Here is a 22,242-nt window from a genome sequence, read left to right on the forward strand (position 1 = left end):
TTTAATCTTGGCTAATAAGAAGACGTAAAGCAAAACTGGTAAAAATACTAGCCATAAACCAATCTAGAAAGCGAAGATAAGAGGGATTTTTTTTAAGGCTCTGAGTAAGCTTATGAGCCATAAAAACCATAGAAATTGTAATTGGCAGAGAAATAGGGATATAAGAAAGTCCTAAAATAAGTAATTTTTGTGTAGCCATAGGATCATTAGCATTGATAAATTGCGGTAAAAAGGTCACGTTAAAAAGAATAACTTTAGGATTTAAAAGATTAATTCCAATGCCGGCAAAATAATGACGCCTAAAACTTTGGTTTTTCTGAGGAGTTTGTTTGAGAGAAAGTGTTGAGCTTTTACATAATGCTTGCAAAGAAAGCCATAAAAGATAAAAAGCTCCTGCAATTTTGAGGAGGAAAAAAGCACGTGGCGAAGCGAAAATGAGCGCTGATAAGCCAAGTGCTACAGCTGTTACTTGAATGGCAAAACCTGTTGCACTCCCTAAAGCGCACATAATCCCAGCTTTTTTACTTTGTGCAATAGTACGTCCTACTGATAGCATGAGATCAGGTCCTGGAATGATTGCTAAAATCAGCGATGCTAAAGCGAATTGTATAACAATAGACCACTCCGGTAGAAATGACACGTAAATCTCCTCTTGTTTGTAAGCGGTTCTCACCATTTATGCTCTGAGAACACGCTTCCTTACATTTTTTTTGCGTTTTTTTCATGTTGCTTAAAGAGAATTTATTTTTATACTGCTTACATCGTTTTACTTTCTGAGTACAAGAAGGGAAAGCGAATCATATAGAGCTTTAAAATGAAAAAATGGCAGAATGTAAAGAGAGTCGTTTTGGCTTATTCAGGGGGATTGGATACGTCAATTATTCTTAAATGGTTACAAAGTGAATTGGGTGTTGAAGTTATAACTTTTACAGCTGATTTGGGGCAGGGGGAAGAGTTAGCGCTTGCCCGTCATAAAGCTGAGATGCTTGGTGTTAAAGAAATCTATATTGAAGATTTGCGCGAAGAATTTGTGCGTGATTTTGTCTTTCCAATGTTTCGAGCGAATGCCGTTTATGAGGGAACCTATCTTTTGGGAACATCAATTGCGCGTCCGCTTATTGCAAAGCGCCTTATTGAAATTGCCAAAGAAACAGGGGCAGATACAATTGCTCATGGTGCAACAGGGAAAGGCAATGATCAAGTACGTTTTGAACTTTCTGCTTATGCCCTTAATCCTGATATTAAAATTATCGCTCCATGGCGTGATTGGTCTTTTAAAAGTCGGACGGATTTGCTTAATTTTGCGCATGCACATCAAATTCCAGTAGAAAAAGATAAGCAAGGTGAGGCACCTTTTTCAGTGGATGCAAATTTACTCCATTCGTCGTCAGAAGGGAAAGTTTTAGAAGATCCAGCACTTCCTGCCCCTGAATATGTGCATATGCGGACTCTTTCACCGGAAGCTGCTCCAGATAAAGTCACCAGAATCACCATTGGCTTTAAAAAAGGTGATGCTATCTCGATCAATGGAAAAAACTTATCTCCTGCAAATTTACTTTCTAAATTGAATGATTATGGGCGCGATAATGGTATTGGTCGGTTAGATTTGGTAGAAAATCGTTTTGTTGGCATGAAATCGCGGGGTGTTTATGAGACGCCAGGAGGAACCATTCTCTTGGTTGCTCACCGTGCGGCGGAATCTCTCACATTGGATCGAGGGGCGGCGCATTTGAAAGATGAGTTAATGCCGCGTTATGCAGAGCTTATTTATTATGGTTTTTGGTTTTCACCTGAGCGGAAAATGTTGCAGGCTGCGATTGATTTGTCCCAAGAAAATGTTGAAGGTGAAGTTACATTAAAGCTTTATAAGGGTAATGTAATTGTTGAAGGACGCCAAAGCAAAAAGTCGCTTTACTCTGATAAATTGGTGACTTTTGAAGATGATGAAGGTGCATACAATCAACAAGATGCTGCTGGTTTTATTAAATTAAATGCTCTACGTTTGCGCACATTGGCAACGCGTTCGTCTGAGTGAAAATAAACAATCCTATAAAATCACCCTTCTAGTGTAACAAAAAGGGTGTTTTTGTATAGAACGTTTAATTTTGCACTTTTTCTAACGTAGTGGTATTGACGACTAGGGTCTTTATCCAATTTTTAATTTGGTGTTAGAAGTTTTATTTCTGCTGATAATTTGAGGAGGAAAAGCTTAGAGTAATGGCAATTAAACACCAATACTCAAAATGAGTAAATTACGCTTCATGATGCTTATACTTTGTTAATATAAAAAGGAACAATAAGAGAATGCAATGAAAAGAATAAAGCAAATACGGGTCATAACAAAAGCGTGATAAAAGATTTTAGGAGCTTTTCGCTTGTTATTATTGACGAATAAATTCAAGAACCATACACCATACTATTAAAGAATGTAATTTTAGGATAAAGATAATGATGCGTGATCCGTATGATGCCCTTAACCTTACGCCAGAATTAAGAGATGCGGCTGTTCAATCGAGAGCTTGGCCCTTTGAAGAAGCACGCAAAATTATCAAGCGGTATGAAAAGACAGGTTATCCAGAAAGTGTAATATTTGAAACAGGCTATGGTCCTTCTGGTTTACCGCATATTGGAACCTTTGGGGAAGTAGCACGTACAACCATGGTGCGTCATGCTTTCCATATTCTCACAGAGAATAAAGTTAAAACAAAACTGCTTTGTTTTTCTGACGATATGGATGGTTTACGCAAGGTTCCTGATAATGTTCCTGATCGCGAGAAAATGGAAAATTATCTTGGTCGACCTCTTAGCCGCCTACCAGATCCTTTTGGAGATACTTATCCTTCTTTTGGAGCAGCAAATAACGCGCGCTTACGTGCTTTTCTTGATCGTTTTGGTTTTGATTATGAATTTGCAAGTTCCACGGATTATTATAGTTCCGGTCGTTTTGATGAAACGCTTTTAAAGATACTTGCTTGTTATGATAAGGTGATGGCAATTGTTTTGCCAACATTGGGTGAAGAACGACGCGCTACCTATTCATTGTTTTTACCCATTTCCCCATTTTCTGGAAAAGTCTTACAGGTTCCAATGATTTCTCGTAATGTTGAAAAAGGCACTGTTACTTACATTGAGCCTGAAACAGGAGAAACCATTGAAACGGAGGTTACAGGGGGAAAAGTCAAATGCCAATGGAAGGTAGATTGGGCAATGCGTTGGAGAGCGCTTGGCATTGATTATGAAATGGCAGGAAAAGATCTTATTGATTCGACCAATCTTTCTTCTAAAATTTGCAAAGTGCTTGGTGGAAATCCGCCAGAAGGATTTAATTATGAGCTCTTTTTGGATGATAAGGGGCAAAAAATTTCTAAATCCAAAGGAAATGGTTTAACCATTGATGAGTGGTTAACCTATGCACCAACGGAGAGTCTCGGGCTTTATATGTTTTCCAAGCCCAAAACAGCAAAACGGCTTTATTTTGATGTCATTCCAAAAGCTGTTGATGAATATTATACACATCTTTCAGCCTATGGTCGGCAAAGGTGGCAAGAACGGCTTAATAATCCTGTATGGCATATCCATAATGGCTTTCCTCCGCAGGTTGATTTGCCTGTATCCTTTGCCATGCTCCTGAATTTAGTAAGTGCTTCAAATGCTGAAAATAAAGGTGTTCTTTGGGGTTTTATTTCTCGTTACGCGAATGGTGCAAATGCACAAACTTATCCAGAACTTGATCAGTTGGTGCAATTTGCTCTTAAATATTTTGAACTTTTTGTCAAACCAAACAAAAAGTTTCGAACACCAGATGACAGTGAACGAACAACATTAGCGCAAATTGATGAAAAATTAGCCAACTTGCCTGAAACTGCTGATGGAAACACCCTTCAAAATGCGCTTCTTGATGTTGCACGTTTAACGGAGCGCTATCAAGATCATAGCAAGAAAAGCCCTGAAGGGGGGCCGGGTGTTTCGAATGTCTTTTTTCAAATGCTCTATGAAGTTTTGTTAGGGCAAGAACGAGGACCACGTTGGGGGTCCTTTATTGCTTTATATGGAATTAATGAGACGCGTGCACTGATTGCTGAAGCGCTTGCGCGATCTGCGGGGGAATAATGGAAAAAAGAGCACAAGAGGTAAAGCGGCGTCGTACATTTGCGATTATCGCCCACCCAGACGCGGGAAAAACAACGCTAACAGAGAAGCTTTTATTATTTGGTGGAGCTATTCAGCTTGCTGGTGAGGTGAAGGCAAAAAAAGATCGTATTCAAACCCGTTCTGATTGGATGAATATTGAACGGGATCGCGGTATTTCGGTTGTAACATCGGTGATGACATTTGAATATGAAGATCATATCTTTAATCTCCTCGATACCCCAGGACATGAGGACTTTGCTGACGATACATATCGCACCCTTACAGCAGTTGATAGTGCTATCATGGTGCTAGATGGTGCACGGGGAATTGAGCCTAGAACACTGAAGTTGTTTGAGGTGTGTCGGATGCGAGATATTCCTATTGTTACGTTTATTAACAAAATGGACCGTGAAGCGCGTGACCCCATAGAACTTTTAGATGAAATTGAAGAAAAACTCGCCCTTGATACCGCACCAATAACTTGGCCGATTGGTACGGGTAAAGATTTTGTTGGAACATTTGATCTCCATCATAATCATTTTCGTCAAAAAGATGATGAGATAACGCAACAGACGGTGAAAGGACCTGAAGAAGTTGCAAACTTACTTCCTGAAAACCAACGTTTGTCTTTTATAGAAGGAATAGAACTTGCGCGAAGTGCTTGCAAAAATTTTGATTTGCAGTCTTTCCGTGAGGGACATATGACACCGGTTTATTTTGGTTCGGCTTTACGAAATTTTGGTGTTCGTGATTTGATCAATGCACTCACGGATTTTGGTCCAAGCCCTCGTGATCAGATTGCAGATCAACGCAATATCACAGCAACTGAACCTAAAATGACAGGGTTTATTTTTAAAATTCAAGCTAATATGGATCCTAATCACCGCGATCGTATTGCATTCTTTCGAGTCTGTTCGGGAACACTTGAACGTGGTATGAAGACAAAATTGATAAGAACCGGAAAGCCAATCACACTTTCTGCCCCACAATTTTTCTTTGCACGCTCACGTCAAATTGCTGATAAAGCTTATGCTGGTGATATCGTAGGGATTCCCAATCATGGAACATTGCGGATTGGTGATACCCTAACAGAAGGGGAAGATCTTCTTTTTAAAGGTGTGCCTAATTTTGCACCGGAAATTTTACGTCGTGTTTGTTTGGGCGATCCGATGAAAGCAAAAAAACTCAAAGAAGCCTTACAACAAATGGCTGAAGAAGGGGTAGTGCAATTATTTATCCCTGATGATGGATCACCTTCTCTCATTGGTGTGATTGGTGCTTTGCAAATTGATGTTTTGAAGGAACGACTGAAGGCAGAATATGGCTTGCCAGTGAGTTTTGAACCAGCACGCTTTAATATATGCCGTTGGATTTCAGCACAGAACAAAGATGAATTGCAAAAATTTCTTATCAATCACCGTTCTGCTATTGCCCATGACCTAGAAGGCGATCCAGTTTTTTTAGCAGAAAATCATTTTTCTTTAAATTATGAAGCAGAACGAGCACCGAACGTAAAGTTTACAGCTTTTAAGGATTATCAAATACGTTCTGAATAAAGGGAAGACCTTTACAGATATCTTTTTTGCCGACAGAGAAATTTTTCTAAAAAAACAAACAAAAGGAGAGCCACGATCTCTCTCCTTTTTAGAAAAATCATTATGGATAGTCTTTAACGAAGACCATCTTTGATCCATTCACAAACACGCCCCTTAGAAGCGGCTCCAACCATATTTGATGAAACATTTCCACCTTTAAACATCAACAAGGTAGGAATCGAGCGTACTCCATATTGGGTAGCGAGTTCTGGACTTTCATCAATATTGACTTTGGCAATTTTAACTTGATTTTGCATTTCTGCTGAAATTTCATCCAAAATCGGAGCAATCATTTTACAAGGTCCACACCATTCTGCCCAAAAATCAACGACAACAGGGGTAGAGGAGGTCAGAACTTCGCTTTCGAAATTGCTCTTATCAACTTTTATACAGGTCATAGGTTTATCCTTTATATCCACTTCTATAGATTGGTACGATAACCATTCATATCAAGTTGTATTGCAAAGATAAATTATAGAAGTCTTTGTAAAAAAGGTTTTCGCAGTTCATAAAGCAATTTCATCAAGAAGTGCTTCGAGTTTTTCTGGAGGGAGTTTAAAAACTTTCACGTCTTTACTGTAGACAAGAAGAGCTTGAATATTTTTATCGGGATGGATAGCTTGCAGCAATTTTCGATAAAGAGCCATTTGCAACAAATAGCGTGGGGCGATAGCGTTTTCATTGTCTGGTGGGGTTCCGGTTTTAAAATCAGCAAAGATAATGCTATTTTGTGTAATGTATAGCCGGTCAATTTGACCGGAAATTGCTTGTTCTTTTCCACGAATTTTAACAATACCCATTAAGGAGACTTCAGCACGTGAATCAATAGAAAAGAGAGGTTTGAGGTAGGAGTGCTCTAAAATCTGCCAAACATGATGAAGAGCTTGTTCTCTTTTTGCTTTGGGCCAATGAGAGGCTTTGATGTTGAGATAGTGTTGGGCATAATCACGACGTTTTTCAAGAGGGCAATGAGGTAAATATTGTAACAATCGGTGAATAATATTACCATATTCAATGTAAAAAGCTCTATTGGTATTTGTTTCTCCTAAAACAGGTGAAATATTATGCTGTTTTGTATTGGAAAAAATCTCATTATCAGCCTCAATGGAGAGACTAGCAACAGAGGGCCTTAATGGTTTTGGTAGGGTTGGTTCTGCCGGTACTTTATGGAAGAAAAACTCGGGTAAAGGTAGGAGTGCTTGGTTATTCGCGGAAGGTCCTTCTTGATTTGTTGGGGCGTGAGAAGCGGGCGTTATACAATAGCGCCAAGCTGCAATATCTTCAGCAGGACCTTTTATTGACGCCATGTGTGGTTTGAGCGCTTTCTTTACCAATTCTAGCCATGTCCCAGAGGAGGCTCTCTCATTTTTATAACCGCAAACAAATAATCGATCTTCAGCACGCGTCATTCCTACATAAAGAAGACGTTTGTATTCTTCTTCAGCACGCTCTTTTAAATGCGAAAGTGCTTTTTCAGAGGGTTTTGTGTTAAATTCCGCGTTGGGATGCCAGATAAAAGCTTGTTGATCGCTCAGTTGTGCATTGTTTAAGGGAACCTTCAGAAGATGTGGTGCATGTTGAGGATGCCAAATGGCACTCCCAGGGTCGATGAGAAAAACAACAGCAGATTCCATTCCTTTAGCAGCATGAACAGTCATGATACGGACTTCTTCATGATTTTGATCAAACTCACGTTTAATTTCTGGTTTACTTGCGCTTAATGTTTCCAAAAAAGCTTGTAACCCTGGCAATCCGGTTTTTTGAATAGTGAGTGTATAGTCCATGAAAGCATCGAGCACGTCATTTGCTTCCGATCCTAAGCGGGATAGAATTTTTTGTCGTCCTTTATCATTGTTTAGAATATGGCTATAGAATTCAAAAACTGGTATTTTATCCACGAGAGTGCGATAATGACTTAAACTTTCAAAAGCGCCCTTAAAAGATGTATGCGATGATGTGTGCATACAGAGGCTCTGCCAAAGGGATCCTGTACGGTTTGCTGCAATCTGATAAAGTTCTTCTTCGCTAAGCGAGAAAAGAGGACTTTTTAAAACACAAGCAAGAGAAAGATCATCTTGTGGTTGCAAAACAAAACGCGCAAGTGCCATCAAATCACGCACGCTAATATGGTTGGTAAGTTGTAAACGATCAGCACCCGCTACGGGAATATTGCGCTGTTTAAGTGCACGAGTAAGTGCAGAGACAAATTCATCACGCTTACGAACCAAAACCATGATATCGCTCGCACGCATTAAGCGTCCTTTTGCTGGCAGAATTTCTCCTTTATTCAACCAGTTCGCAATGGTTTCCGCAATAGTTTCCGCTAAATGTCTTGCCGGCGTATCTAAATGATCAACAGTTACATGCCAATCACTAGGAAATTTACTTGTTTCTTTGGAAAATGCATCCCATAAAATCACATCACCTTGGCTATGAACACGAATAGCTTCGTGCACTGTTTTTGTGTTTTCTGCAGAAAGCCCTTTGTAATTTTCTGGTGTTTCAAAGACAAGATCGACGCTTTTAAGGACATCAACTGTCGAGCGGAAAGAATAGTTCAATTGTATTTTTTCAAATTTCTGTTTTGCTTGCTGCGCTTTTTTTTGAATTATTCGTCCATTTTCAGCAAAGTTTTCTGGAGCAGCCCCTTGAAAGGAATAGATGGATTGCTTTTCATCTCCAACAGCAAAAAGAGTTCGTATATTCGTGCGTTGACTGTGACCTGTGAAAAATTCCTGCGCTAAAAGTTGAATGATTTGCCATTGGTCAGGATTGGTATCTTGTGCTTCATCGAGCAAAATATGATCAAGACCACTATCAAGTTTATAGTGCACCCATTGGCTTGCGCCTTTACGTTGTAACAAATGAAGTGTTCGTTCAATGAGGTCATCAAAATCTAACAAGCCATTGGCTTTTTTTAAATTCGCATAGATTTTAAGGTAAATAGAACAAAGCTGAAAAGCAGCCTGATTGAGTGTGAGAACTTTTGCACATTGATATTTTTCTAAAAGAACAGAAAGTTTGCTTTGTTTATCTTCAACCATTTGTTGAATAAAGGGCCAAATTTCATCTGATTTTTTAGAAGAGAGAGGTGAAAAATTACGGGGATCACCTTTCTTGTTAAAATAAACATTGGAAATAATGTTAATGATAGTTGTTTCATCATCAGTGGTTTTTAATTGAGAAAGTGTCTCAATGATATCCTTGGTGTTTTTGTTACCATAGGTTTGACAATGTATAAGAGCATAAAGAGGGAGATGAGCAGTCTGTTGAATGTTTTCTAGCAATTGTTGATTGGTCTCATCGGGCGCTAAATTAAACAGTGCACGCAATTTTTCTTCTTTGTTTTCAGACAAAAGAGAGGATAAAAAATAAGACAATTTATGTTGTTTTTCGGTTGCTTCATAAAGTAACTGATTAAAAGTATGCTCACTGACGACTTTAAGGAGCTGTTTCAAAGCGGATTGCGCATCTTTATGGGCTAAAAGTTGGCGACGCGATTCTTGTAATAATTTTTTTCGATTAATATCATCGATGAGTTCAAAATGCCCTGCAATATTGGCTTCTAACATAAAGTGATGTAAGAGAGATTCGCAAAAAGCATGAATAGTTTGGATTTTTAAGCCCCCTGGTGTTTCGAGGGCACGAGCAAAGAGTTGACGTGCATAGGTTAACTTTTGCGCATTGATGGGCGTATTTTCGAGCTGCGATAAGGTTTTTTGAAGCTGTTCATCATCAAGTTCATTCCAGCTGGAAAGTGTACGAAAAATCCGCGATTGCATAACAGCAGAAGCTGCATTTGTGTAAGTAAGGCATAAAATACGTGCTGGAGGAGTGCCATTTAAAAGCAAGCGGATGACGCGTTCGGTTAAAACATGGGTTTTTCCAGATCCAGCATTTGCAGAAACCCATACATTTGTTTTAGGGTGTGTTGCCGTTGCTTGTGCTTCAAGCGCTGCTTTAGGGATAGAAAAAGGAATCATGATTGGCCTGCTTTATGAAGATCATTAGACCATTCCCACAAGCGTGCTAGATGGTCATAATCACCTTCATATTCTTTTTTTAAAGGGACTGCATGTGAAAGGTAGCCTTGTTGTGGATTTTGGTAATATTCCATTAATGCGATAAGGTGTTGCCATGCTTTTTCACCGAGACTGATGACACTTTGGTGCTCATTTTCCTCTTTTTTTGAAAAAATTGATTGAGGCGATATTTTACCTTTTCCATTAAGAGCAATGTAAAATAAATTGACAGGAGTAAGATCTTGGAAATCTGTAAAGGCGTCGTGCATGAGTAGGGCTGTTTCTAATGCCAATTGTGGAAATAATAAATCACGAACTTGCTTTGATGAGGGAGGCGTACTGGTTTTAAAATCAACAATTTCAACCCTTTTGTTTGGTAAAACATCAATACGATCAGCACGCCCAGCAAGAGTTACACCTGTTGTTCCTATAGGTATTTTTTGTGAGACCACTTCGGCATGTCGTTCCCGAGGGCTTAGACTTTGTTCCCATTGGATTAAAAAGGGAGCAAGATTTTCAAAATTATTCCACCAAATTGCTTCAATATCGGGGGGTAAATTTAATTTATCAAATTCTTTACGTGCAAGAGAGAGCAATGCATTCAATGCATTTGCAGCATGTGGATTTTTTATTTGTGTGCAAAAAGCAGCAAGAATAGCATGATAAAGTGTTCCGCGTTCAGCAGCGCTAGGAGCATTGATGAGTTCTTTAAGGGGTTTAAGACGCAAGATTTTTTTGGCATAAATTGCATAAGGATCATACCGCAACGTTGAGATTTCAGTGACCGAAAAATAACGCGGGCGTGTCTCAAGAGGTGGTACAGGACAAGGGCGTTGTGCACAGGCGACCCTATTTGTATCATCAAGCATTTTCGCCCAATGAAGCAATATTTCTCCTCGTGCACGGATTTGTTGCCAAACCTGTTTTCCTATAACGGTTTCTAAACGTTGTAACCAGCGTGAAGGAAGTGAAGGAGCATGATTAACTCTCATAGCTCGACTCATTACCACGTTATTCATTCCCATAGCCCATTGAAAATCATGGGCGGAAAGGCCAATACGTTTTTCTGGTGGTTCAAGCGTTAACATCATTTTCATCTGTCGTGATAAAAAAGCATCATTACGGGTTATAATCGGCCATGATCCTTCATTAAGACCGCCAATAACCACTGTATCAACCGTTTGCAGGCGTGATTCTAACGTGCCCCAGATGAATAAACGTGGATGCCCTCCGGGTGGAGGGGTTACAGAGCGGGGTGCGATCAGAGCCGAAAACATAGCGGGCCATTCACGAAAGGAAAATTTTAATTCTGATTGATCACTGGCCAATTCACGCAAAAAAGTTGCTAAAGCTTGCCCTGCTTCATGTTGATAAAGATGTACAAGCGAATTATTTTCATCACGCCCAAAATTTTCAAAAACTTCAACGGTCGCTATTGCGACTTCATTGAGAGTGTATTCTTTTCCCTGTTTCATGAGAGATGCTAACGGCTCGACAGCTTTGACCAAAAGATAACAAAGAAAACGTGCTTCTTCGCACTTTTTTTGATCAAGGGCACTCTTTTCAGAAGTGTTTTGGGGGTAGGTTTCTATCCATTTTTCGACAAATTGATCACATTCGCAAAGATTGATACAGCTGGTATTTCCTCGAAGAACAAAGAGTTCAAAATTTTCTGCCATTTCACGTAAACAATGCCGAGTTTGTCCTAACCTTGTGAGGGGATGTTTAAGAAGAGAAAGAAAAGCAATGGGATCATGAGGTTGAAACACATTTTCTAAAAGAAGCCGTAATAAGGTTGAAGGCAATGTTTGTGCAAGTGGAATCCCTCCTGAATCATTTGCTTCAATACCAAAACGCTGTAATTCAGCTACCACACGGCGTGCTAAATTACGGTCATTTGTAATAAGAGCTGCATTTTTTTGAGGTTCCTCAATAGCAGTGCGTAAAGCAACAGCGATAGCAAGAGCTTCTTCACGCTCGTTGATAGCTTCAATGAATGACCAGTTTGCACAAAGCTGTTCATAATCATCACGGACAACTTGTATCCAGCGATCTGTTGTCGAGGCTGGTCGAAATGCTTCTGATAAAAGAGCGATACGCTTTTTCTTTATTGTACTTTGTTGACCAATTTCACGAACATCAATGCGATGACATTTCATGAGAGAGAGAAGTTTTTTTAAATGATATTGAGGATGGCTAAAAGCATTCTTTGCATGATCGAAAATATCACAAGTTGTTTTTTCTTTATGGATTGTGCCTAAGGCTTCCCATTGTTCTTCATCCATATGAAGATCAAGTCCAGGAAGAACAACCGCACCTTTAGGGAGGGAAGCAATCACTTTTAAAAGCTCAGAAACTGCGGGAATAGAACCTGATATTCCAGCTGCAAGAATAGGTTTATCAGGTTGTGTGTGTTGTAAAATATCGGCATGTATTTTGAGTGCTTGATTGCGCCATTCTGCTGGATTGCTTCGTTGTCTTTCTTGTAAAATTTTTGGCCAATTTTGTGTAACAATCGTGAGAAAATCGAGAGTTATTTGCCACCATTCTGCTACCATATCGGGCGCAATTTCTTTAAGTTTTGACCAATCCGCTGCCTCCGTTTCGATTTCATCCATCAAATTTGCTAAATCTTGAGCAAGCCAAATTGCATCGGCAGTATGAGCAGGAATAAGCACGTCTTCTGTACCAAACATGGCACGCAAATGTGCTGGCAAATTTTCACGCCAAGGGCGAATAAGACGTGCTAAAAGTAAAAGACGTTCAGTGTTTCCAATGGGAGGATTCAGGGTGTTGGTATGATTTTCTAGAAAAAGAAAACTCTCATCATCTAGATCTCCTAAAGGACGAATGGTTGGCAAGAAGGTTGATTTTGTGTCACTTCTTTCAACAAAGGCTGTACGTAAAGCGCGGGCAGCACGGCGTGTTGGCACATAAATGAGGGTATCAGCAAGGGCTATTTGGAGATCCCCATTTGGTGCAAAATTATCAATAAGAGCACCGCAGAGCAGTGCATCAACAAAGTGCGGTAGAAAAGCTGTTCCCGGAGAAATAGAAAAGACACGTGGTTTGTAGGTCATGTAATCTCGTTTGGGATGCGTGGAAATGTTCGGTATTATTTATGTTATTTCTACTGTATACAATTTTCATGCAGAGAGAAACTAAAAAGCTATACTTGCGCAATGCATTTTTTAACTTATGTTAAACAGCCAATTTTCCAGATAATCTCTATATATTTTCATCAAAGGTGTGGAAAAAAGCATGGTCACGGGCTATATTGATCTTCATATTTTTTAGCAAAAATGATCATTTGGATGAAGAATATCCAAAGATTAAACTATGAGACTTTATTCCGTTTTTGCAAGGAGTCCTGCTTCCTGATAAAATCTTTGTAAAGGTGCGAGCATTGGATGTGAGAGATTGCGAGCAAGATAATCTTACATATGGGGAAGATGCTTAAGATAAGATGATTTTCCATCTTGTTGATGGCAACGGATAAAAATCCCTAGAATTTTTGAAACCCTTTGGGCACCTGCGATTGCATAAAGCTTGCGCAATTCTTTTTCATCAAAAGGGCGTGGTGCTTTATGGCGTGCAGTGCAATAAGCATCGAGAATTTTCATCTCAAGTGTTGGAGCAATAAAGGTGCGAGCATCTTGCGCTAAAGAGACAATATCATAGATCGTTGGGCCTTTTAAACCATCTTGAAAGTCAAGAAGACCAATGTGGGCAATTCCTTCCTGATGCATACGCCAAAGAATATTTGGTGAATGATAATCACGCATAACAAAGGTATTTTCTCCTTGAATGAGGCTTATGAGATAGGATTGCCAACAGCTAAAAAGGCTTTACGCTGTTCTTGATTTAAGTTTTTTTGTGTTTGGAAAGGCAAATACCAATCAAGCAATAAGGAAAGCTCTGATTGTAGTGCTTGACAATCATAGGAGGGGATTTGAAAAGCAAAAATGTTGCAAATTGCTTTTGTGAAGGCCATAATTTTTGATGAAAGGCAGCCCATAATTTGCTACAAGCAATAGAACGCTTTTCTATAGGGGTATTGTTTTGATCTAAGAGCCCTTCCTATCCGAAATCTTCTAAAATCAAAAGACCTTTTTCAAAATCTTCGACAAAGATATGAGGAACAGAAAATCCGTTGTCTAAGATAAGCTGGTTAATTCCTATAAATTGACGAATATCTTTCGCAAGGTATGTCATTGTTGCATAGGAAAGATCTGTTTGCATAGTTTGTGTATTCATAAGGATTTCTTGATGATTCGCACCTTTGAGAAATTCATAGGTACGTGGGGAAGCATCACTAGCTAAAAAATGACGATGAACATGACCACGGTTATGGGTTTTTAAAAATGTGCGAATTGCAAAAGATCGCTTGAAGACGTTCCGTAGAATGTTGTGCTGATGTGAGAATCACGTAACGCCCATGGTCTTTATATTGTAAAGTGAGAGCAAAGGTAACTGGTCCTAAAAGATCTTCACTTTTTTCTGGCCATTCAATAAGTAAAATATTTTTTTCACGTGCTTCATGAAGTCCTAATTCATCAATTTCTTCTGGCATAGAAAGGCGATAAAGATCAGCATGAATGATTTCAAATTGTGGAAGTTGATAGCTTTGAACAAGAGTGAAAGTAGGGCTTGGAACATCCAGAGTATTGTCGTTAGCAAGTGTATGAATGATTGTTCGTGCGATGGTTGATTTTCCTGTGCCAAGATCACCTTGCAGTGTTACAAGGTCACCTGATTTTAAAGCAAGGGCTAAATCTTGCGCAAAAAGTTTGGTTGCTTCTTCATTTTCAAGAAAAAAACTAAAATTCATAAACAGTTCCGTAAAATGGATGTACAAAATTTTTTAATAAGAAAGAATGAGATTAAAGAACTTTATCTCCTTTGGGAATCGGAAAAAAACATTTAACTGTTGTTCCTTGTCCGGCACCGGTAAGAATTTCAACACGTCCACCATGGAGCTCAACAAAGCTTTTAACGAGGGACAAACCAAGACCTGCTCCAGCGCGCCCACCATGATGTGCATGGGAAGAAAAACGTTTAAAAATTCGATCCAGAACATCTTCTGGAATATCAGATCCTTCATTATGAACACTAAAGACGATATTACCATCTTGTTCGTCGGCACAAAATTCAATCGTACTCGCTTCTGTTGCAAAATTAATAGCATTGCTAAGGAGATTAACAAAAATTTGATGCAAACGTGTTGCATCAGCGAAGATAAAATTTAAGGATGGAGAGATTTGTTGTGACAGCACAATATAACGTCCATTAAGACGCTCTTCTACGCGTGTTACTGCTTGCATCATGGCATCGGCAATATTAACGGGTTGCACATCCAACTCCATAATACCAGCATCAAGGGTTGCAAGATCAAGAATATCGTTAACAATATTCAAAAGTGTGCCTGATTCTGAATGAATATGTCCAAGATATTCTTTTTGGCGTTTATTGACAGAGCCAAAAATTTGATCACGTAAAATATCAGAAAATCCAATAATATTGGTAAGAGGTGTTCGCAGTTCATAGGAAACATGTTGAACGAATTCATTTCGCAAACGATCAGCACTCTCTAAAGCTTCATTTTTTTCTTGAAACGCGCGTGCAACATGAACACTGTCGGTAACATTCACGAAGGTAAGCATCGTCTGCCCATTGGGAAGCGGAACCAGTGTATAGTCAATAATTATTCCATTTATGAGATCCATACGACCTGAAGAGGTGTCGCGTTTTTCATCCAAGCCTGTAATCAATTTGGTAAATTGATCCCATTCCTTTCCTATGGTTAAGGCAGCGCAATGGCTTTTTAACTGCGTAATATGGGTGCCTTCCACCAATAAATTATAAGGGAGAGACCATAATTTTGATAAAGCAGGATTCGATAAACGAAGACGTCCATCCGTACCAAAAACCACCACGCCTTCTGAAAGTTTATCAAGGGTTTCGCCCTGTATTTTAATGAGTGTGTTATAGCGTCGTTCAAGATCAATTTTTTCTGTAAGATTTTCATAAAGCCAAGTGGCGCCTCCTTGTGGATGAGGGCTGGAAATAACACGTATTGTACGCCCATCTGGAAGATTCCAAATTTGTTGATTCGATTCTGTTTGCTGGGAAGCTTTAAAAAGTTCTTCTTTCCATCCACGCCAATCAGGGTGTTCAGCAATGAATCCTTTTTCACGTAAACGTTCAAGCAGCAGTGTATGGCTTGGTTCACTTTCTAAAAAAGAACTCTCCAACGGCCATAAAATTTTAAAAGCGTGGTTGCAGAATTTTAATTTCTGATTGGTATCGAAAACAGCCACAGCTGTTGAGATTTGATCAAGTGTTTCACAATGGCTTTGGAGAACGCGTCTTAGTTCATTAGTAAGATTTTCATATGCGCTGTCATCATGTGCAAAAGCTGCCATTCCTTCGGCTGTCGTAATTCTTGTGAGGTGAAAACAGTGTCGTTCTCCATCAATAACTGTATGGACATGCTCCTGAAAAATTGTTTCTGTCTCATCTGTTTTGTGCTGTGTTGTTTCATTGAAAAGGTCATTGACTTCATTGCTGCCTTCTCGAAAACCTGTTATTTCTTTAAAAGCGCGATTGATAAAACAAATCTTTCCTTCACAATCTCTTATCCATACAGGTTCTTGAATGCGATCAAGAAGATTGCGTTGCATTCTTAATTCGATGAGAATTTTGGCGATATCTTTCTGTAAACGCACATTTTCACTCTGCTGGGTTGAGATATCTTGAAAACGTGCAATGGCTACTGTTCCAGCAATGACTCCTGTAACGTGTAACAGCATATTATTTTTAGTGGTGATAGAAAGCTCAAAAGGATGAGACTCGTAACGTAATTGCGTTAATGCGTAGTCAAGTTCTCGCAGAGAATTCTCCTCGAGCCAAAGATCAAAATTCTGAAAATCTTGCTGCATAATTCCTACTTTTTGTAACGCGGAAATATTACCAACCATACGAGGAGAAACCGTTGGATTTTCCCAAATAAGAAGCAATTGCTCTGTTTCTTCCAGAAGCCATTCATAATATTTAAGTTTTTCAGAAAAGTCTGCTTGAAGAGCCTGTAGGGGTTTTTGTGAAGCTTTTTTCGCACGCATAATAACTGCTATACAGGTGAAAAGCGAGGCGCACCCAATCCCTCCACACAGTGCTAGAAGCAGCCATGGACCATCTGGCAAAGTGAATCCGAAAGGTAGATGGATTTCCAATGACTGAGCAACAACGGTTGCTGGAAAAAAAAGGAAAAGAAGACAAAAAACATGCTGACAGATTCGGATCATTTTTTGAACTTTTTCTTTGGGATCATAGTCACCACAACGGGGCATGGCGCCTTTTCCTTTTTCTTTTAACCTAAGGAAACATCTAGTAACGATAATGATTTGGTTTATAGGGTCCTTGAGGTGTAACTCCAATATAGGTAGCTTGTTCTTCTGATAAAACAGTTAATTTTATTCCCAATCGATCAAGATGAAGGCGTGCAACTTTCTCATCGAGATGTTTAGGCAAAACAGTCACTTCATTTTTGTAGTGTTCTGAATGGTTAAAGAGTTCAATTTGCGCTAGAACCTGATTTGTAAATGAAGCTGACATGACAAAAGAGGGATGTCCTGTAGCATTACCAAGATTAAGTAAACGCCCTTCAGAGAGTAAAATGATGCGTTTTCCATCAGGAAAGGTGATCATATCGACTTGAGGTTTAATATTCGTCCATGGCAAATTTCTAAGGGCTGCTACTTGGATTTCATTATCAAAATGGCCAATATTTCCAAGAATACACATATCTTTCACTTGCCGCATATGGTCTAAACGGACAATATCTTTATTGCCTGTTGTTGTGATGATAATATCAGCACTGGCCGCGGCGTCATCTAAATGAACCACTTCATAGCCATCCATAGCTGCTTGAAGAGCACAGATTGGATCAATTTCTGTCACTTTAACGCGTGCTCCTGCACCTGAAAGAGCGGCTGCTGAACCTTTACCCACATCGCCGTAACCACAGACAATGGCTGTTTTACCAGCTATCATGACATCTGTTGCACGTCGGATACCGTCCACTAATGATTCTCTACATCCATATTTATTATCAAATTTTGATTTTGTGACACTATCATTGACATTAATGGCAGGAAAAGACAAAAGCCCTTGCTTTTGTAATTGAAGAAGGCGGTGCACCCCTGTTGTCGTTTCTTCACTCACACCTTTGATTGCTGCGCGTTGGCGTGTGAAAAATCCTGGTGTGAGAGTCATACGTTTTTGAATTTGTTTGAAAAAAAATTCCTCTTCTTCTGTTTTGGGATAAGAGAGGACATCTTTATTTGTTTCTGCACGCCATCCCATCAAAATATAGTTTGTAGCATCAGCTCCATCATCTAAAATAAGATTTGAAAGATTGCCATCAGGCCATTGGAAAATAGCATCTATATAAGTCCAATATTCTTCAAGTGTTTCGCCCTTGACCGCAAAAACAGCAGTACCTGTGGCTACAATAGCGGCGGCTGCATGGTCTTGTGTAGAAAAAATATTGCTAGAACTCCACCGTACATCAGCCCCAATTGCTTTTAATGTTTCAATCAAAACAGCGGTTTGAACCGTCATGTGCAATGAACCAGAAATGCGAGCACCGCGCAAAGGTTGACTAGAAGAAAACTCTTTACGACAAGCCATTAAACCAGGCATTTCTGTTTCGGCAATATCAAGCTCTTTGCGCCCGTATGCAGCAAGTGCGATGTCTTTGACAACATAATCTGGGGTTGCCATTCTTTCATTCCTTTAAAATTATTTTTCTCTAGAGGGTAGGAGAAATTAAAAAAGACGGTAGGAGAAATCAAAAAAAAATGCAAGCCAATAGCACGACTTCTCTCTGTGAAAAATTCTTTTCAAGTTCCCATAAATTTACGCAAAAAAACACATTTTATGGAGTAAATTATGATGTTACCGACAAAATTTAGGAGGACTTAAAGAAATTGTTTTGAGTAAGAAAAATTTATCAATATTTATCTGTATTTGAGCTATAAGGAGGGAAGCCTAATAAGAAAGGCTTTTATGAGGGTATATTTTCTTAAAAAAGAAGATGATCTCATGAAACACACGCTCTATTATTGTCTATAAATCAGTTTTAAATTCTAATATATTGCACGTTTAGAACAAAGATGTTGGGTGGATAAAGCTAAATTGTTCTAGCTATTATGCAGGGTAGACAGGAAGGTATTGCTTATTTTATCTAATTTATATCAGAAATTAGAATACAGTTTTATTTGTAGAGATTATGGAAGCGAAAATAGAAAGATCTCTCAGACTTGTTATCCTCTTTAGTTTGAACTTGCAATTTTCAAAAATATCCAGAGTAATATCTTTTAAAATAATAAGACTACATAATACATTATAACTTTATGCATTGCGTTCTTTCACAATATTCTGTCCTTTCACGAAAAAAAGTCCGTTGTTATTTTGTGCATTTATGTAATTTTAAAGGGATGCCTCACCTTATTTCTCATTCTCTTCTATGATGGTGTCGTAAACTGACAATATCATTATCTCTACTAACGTCCAATGTTGCGACGGCCCTTGCATTAACGCGATTCATAAGAGGCGTTTTTACTTCTTTCTTCTAGTGTTGTTACTCACAATCAACATTGCTTATGACGTGCAAGCAAGAAATTTTATTTGACTCAATAGGAGAAGGTTTGAAATGAGAAAATTTTACACTATTCGAGGTTATGATACAAGTTGAAAAACGATGATATATCTTTATAAATCAATGCGTTGCCTTGTAAATGAATGCATGTTCATGGAACACTACCACCTTCATACTTGTCATCATAAGACAAAATTATAATGAGATTTTCCAGTTTCAATCTTGTACTCACTCCGGTATTAAGAGGGTTTATAAACAGGCATATTTGGCTCATGTTCACGCCATTTTGACCTAAAATGTTTTTTCTTTTGATGTAGAAGTGAACACTTATATGCATTTTGAATGCAAAAAGCTGAAATGAAAAAGTCTTGTTCTCTTCAGTACTTTAATTTTACATAGGAAAAACAAAGAATTATTGTAAATCAATATCGTTGCTTGTTCTTGAGCTCATCCTTGCAAGAATTTTTGCTAAGCTTGTAAATTTTTGGAAAACTGACCTTGTGGACGAAACCTCCAGAGATAACTTGGTAAGAGAGCGACCATTGCTCTCGGGGTAATTCCGACACCCTCTAAAGTATATCCATTTTCTCTAGCTTCTTGAGAAACAATGTTATCCACTTGCAAGAAGCGTATTTGATCGGCTGTCACGAGTGTTGGCACGAGGGGTAATTTACCGAGAAGTCCTAAAGTACCTCCAAACAATAGACCGATAGAAAGAGGCATAGAGAGAATTGTTTTTTTCCGATGAATGATTTTTAAGATATTTTCAAGGGCATTTTGAAATGTGATAATTTGGGGACCACCAAGATCATAGCTTTTTCCAGAAAGAGCAGGATTTTCTAAAGCACGCACGACAAATTCAGCAACGTTACCAACATATACGGGTTGCAATTTACTTTGCCCACCTCCAAAAAGAGGCATGATTGGTAAAAAGCGTGCTAAGTTTGCTAAGCTGTTAAAGAAACAATCTTCTGGCCCAAAGATAACGGATGGACGCATAATAATTGCTTGAGGATGCTTATCCTGAACAATTTTCTCACCCATAGATTTGATACGTCCATAAAGAAATGAAGCGTTTTCGTTAGCTACCAGCGCTGACATATAGAGAAGCGGTATACCAGCTTCAGCTGTTAATTCAGCAACATTTTGTGTGCCGTCAATTTGTGTCTTTTGAAAGTTTGCTTGATTTGCTTGCCCTAAGCTACCAGGAAGAAACACGGCTCCTTCTGCTCCAAGCAATGCCCGTGCAACAGAAGCGCGGTGCTTGATATCAGTCTTGAGCATTTGGGTTTGTCCTACTTCTCCTATTTGCAGCATGTAATAAGCTTTTTGCGGATGACGAACGGCAATGCGAACGCGATAACCTCGTTTTGTTAAAGTTTCAACGACATGCCGCCCCACAAAACCAGAGCCGCCGAAAACAGTAATAAGTTTAGGATGTTGATAAAGTGCACAATCAAGTTGCATGATTACAAGGTCTATCTTTCAAAGCTCTATGAATAATCAATTCCTAGCATGGTGGTGTTTTATTGTCACGCAAAATATCACCGGCAAGGTAAAGGGAACCACCAATAAAGACAATTGCATCTTTATGCTCTAAATTAATTCTCTGTAAAGCATCTTGTAGATGGGCTTGGGGGCTGGCAAGAAGCCCTACTTTTTGAGCGGATTCCGCTAATTTTTTTGAACAAATACTAGCAGTATTATCTGTTAATGGGATTGTATAGATTTTATCTACGAGATTGGCTAGAGGACGAAAATAACTGATAGCATCTTTAGTGTTAAGCATACCAGCAATCATAATAATAGGACGGTTTGTTTTTTTTCTCCATTGAGCAATTTCTTCCGCAACAACTTTTCCAGCAGCGGGATTATGGCCACCATCTAACCATAAATTAATATTGGAAGAGAGTTGATCGACCAAAGATCCATGGGTAAGATGTTGCATCCGTGCGGGCCAATAAATATTTTGTAAAGCGTGATTTACTGCTTGTTCTGAAAGTTGAAAACCTGCTTGATAAACTGCTTCAAGAGAAGCTCCTGCATTAGCAATTTGATGAGCGCCAATGAGGTTAGGAAGTGGAAGATCCATGAGACCTTGACGATTTTGAAAGACCATACGCCCATGTTCTGTATAGCTTTGATAATCTTGATCAAACAGAGAATAAGGTGCCTTATTGTTATCCGCAATAGATGTTAAAATAGAAAGAGTGTCCTCGTGATTTTGCTTACCAATGACGACAGGAACTGTTGGTTTGATAATCCCCCCTTTTTCAAAAGCAATTTTTGCAATTGTCTTTCCAAGAAAAGTCTCATGATCATAATCTATAGGCATAATAAGTGATACGGCAGGTTTTTTAATCACATTGGTGGCATCAAATCGTCCTCCTAATCCGACTTCTAAGATAACAACATCAGCTGGGTGTGTACTAAACAGCATAAAAGCGGCGGCTGTGAAAATTTCAAAAATAGTAATTGGTTGTTGATGATTTACTTTTATAATTTCACGAATTGTCTCAGCTAATTGGTTTTCTGTAACAAGTTGCCCCCCTCCTTTTTGACCTAACCGGCAACGTTCATTCCAATTAACAAGGTGGGGTGAGCTGTAGACATGAACACGATAGCCTGCACTTTCCAAAAGAGCACGACAAATTGCACAAGCAGACCCTTTACCATTTGTTCCGGCAATGTGAATAACAGGTGCGAGTTTTAAATGCGGGTTACCAAGATGTTCTAAAAGATGAAGAATACGTTCTAAAGAAAGATCAAATTTTTTGGGATAGTTTTTTAGTAAATCATCGACCATTCCTTGTATTTGATTTTTCCCCATAAG

Annotated in this window: 11 protein-coding genes and 1 pseudogene; 3 read left to right on the forward strand and 9 right to left on the reverse strand. The window is 38.9% G+C overall.

Features of this window, described 5'->3' with window-relative positions; translation table 11 throughout:
* Position 1 precedes the first annotated feature (1 nt).
* Positions 2 to 640: a LysE family translocator gene (locus AC0QT4_RS01260; RefSeq protein WP_473199897.1), complete on the reverse strand. Its 639-nt coding sequence runs from the start codon at positions 638 to 640 to the stop codon at positions 2 to 4.
* 174 nt (positions 641 to 814) lie between these two features.
* Here AC0QT4_RS01260 and AC0QT4_RS01265 point away from each other — a divergent pair, with 174 nt between their 5' ends.
* The 3 genes from AC0QT4_RS01265 to AC0QT4_RS01275 all read left to right on the forward strand — a co-directional run bounded on the left by AC0QT4_RS01265 (position 815) and on the right by AC0QT4_RS01275 (position 5,687).
* On the forward strand, positions 815 to 2,035 hold the full coding sequence (locus tag AC0QT4_RS01265) for an argininosuccinate synthase (RefSeq protein ID WP_473199898.1): 1,221 nt from the start codon (positions 815 to 817) through the stop codon (positions 2,033 to 2,035).
* A 413-nt stretch (positions 2,036 to 2,448) separates the two neighbouring features.
* On the forward strand, positions 2,449 to 4,110 hold the full coding sequence (locus AC0QT4_RS01270; RefSeq protein ID WP_473199899.1) for a lysine--tRNA ligase: 1,662 nt from the start codon (positions 2,449 to 2,451) through the stop codon (positions 4,108 to 4,110).
* Positions 4,110 to 5,687: a peptide chain release factor 3 gene (locus AC0QT4_RS01275; protein ID WP_473199900.1), complete on the forward strand. Its 1,578-nt coding sequence runs from the start codon at positions 4,110 to 4,112 to the stop codon at positions 5,685 to 5,687. Before AC0QT4_RS01270 ends, AC0QT4_RS01275 begins: the two co-directional genes overlap by 1 nt.
* A 113-nt stretch (positions 5,688 to 5,800) precedes the next feature.
* Here the strand turns inward: AC0QT4_RS01275 and trxA are convergent, their stop codons facing one another.
* The 8 genes and pseudogenes from trxA to AC0QT4_RS01315 form a co-directional block, all read right to left on the reverse strand.
* Positions 5,801 to 6,124: a thioredoxin gene (gene trxA, locus AC0QT4_RS01280; RefSeq protein ID WP_473199901.1), complete on the reverse strand. Its 324-nt coding sequence runs from the start codon at positions 6,122 to 6,124 to the stop codon at positions 5,801 to 5,803.
* A gap of 108 nt (positions 6,125 to 6,232) precedes the next feature.
* Positions 6,233 to 9,709 carry a double-strand break repair helicase AddA gene (gene addA, locus AC0QT4_RS01285; protein WP_473199902.1) on the reverse strand — a complete coding sequence of 1,159 codons (3,477 nt, stop codon included), beginning with the start codon at positions 9,707 to 9,709 and terminating at the stop codon, positions 6,233 to 6,235.
* Positions 9,706 to 12,828 carry a double-strand break repair protein AddB gene (gene addB / locus AC0QT4_RS01290; protein ID WP_473199903.1) on the reverse strand — a complete coding sequence of 1,041 codons (3,123 nt, stop codon included), beginning with the start codon at positions 12,826 to 12,828 and terminating at the stop codon, positions 9,706 to 9,708. The genes addA and addB overlap by 4 nt, the downstream gene beginning before the upstream one ends.
* Before the next feature lie 267 nt (positions 12,829 to 13,095).
* Positions 13,096 to 14,579, reverse strand: a pseudogene (gene tsaE, locus AC0QT4_RS01295) (tRNA (adenosine(37)-N6)-threonylcarbamoyltransferase complex ATPase subunit type 1 TsaE).
* Positions 14,580 to 14,631: 52 nt separating this feature from the next.
* Complete coding sequence (locus AC0QT4_RS01300) at positions 14,632 to 17,097, reverse strand: PAS domain-containing sensor histidine kinase (RefSeq protein ID WP_473199904.1); 2,466 nt, start codon at positions 17,095 to 17,097, stop codon at positions 14,632 to 14,634.
* A gap of 37 nt (positions 17,098 to 17,134) precedes the next feature.
* Positions 17,135 to 18,532: an adenosylhomocysteinase gene (gene ahcY, locus AC0QT4_RS01305; RefSeq protein ID WP_473199905.1), complete on the reverse strand. Its 1,398-nt coding sequence runs from the start codon at positions 18,530 to 18,532 to the stop codon at positions 17,135 to 17,137.
* A gap of 1,345 nt (positions 18,533 to 19,877) precedes the next feature.
* Complete coding sequence (locus AC0QT4_RS01310; protein WP_473199906.1) at positions 19,878 to 20,876, reverse strand: complex I NDUFA9 subunit family protein; 999 nt, start codon at positions 20,874 to 20,876, stop codon at positions 19,878 to 19,880.
* Positions 20,877 to 20,919: 43 nt separating this feature from the next.
* Positions 20,920 to 22,239 carry a bifunctional folylpolyglutamate synthase/dihydrofolate synthase gene (locus AC0QT4_RS01315; RefSeq protein WP_473199907.1) on the reverse strand — a complete coding sequence of 440 codons (1,320 nt, stop codon included), beginning with the start codon at positions 22,237 to 22,239 and terminating at the stop codon, positions 20,920 to 20,922.
* Positions 22,240 to 22,242: the final 3 nt, after the last annotated feature.

The organism is Bartonella sp. EBT8 (genome assembly GCF_055796165.1).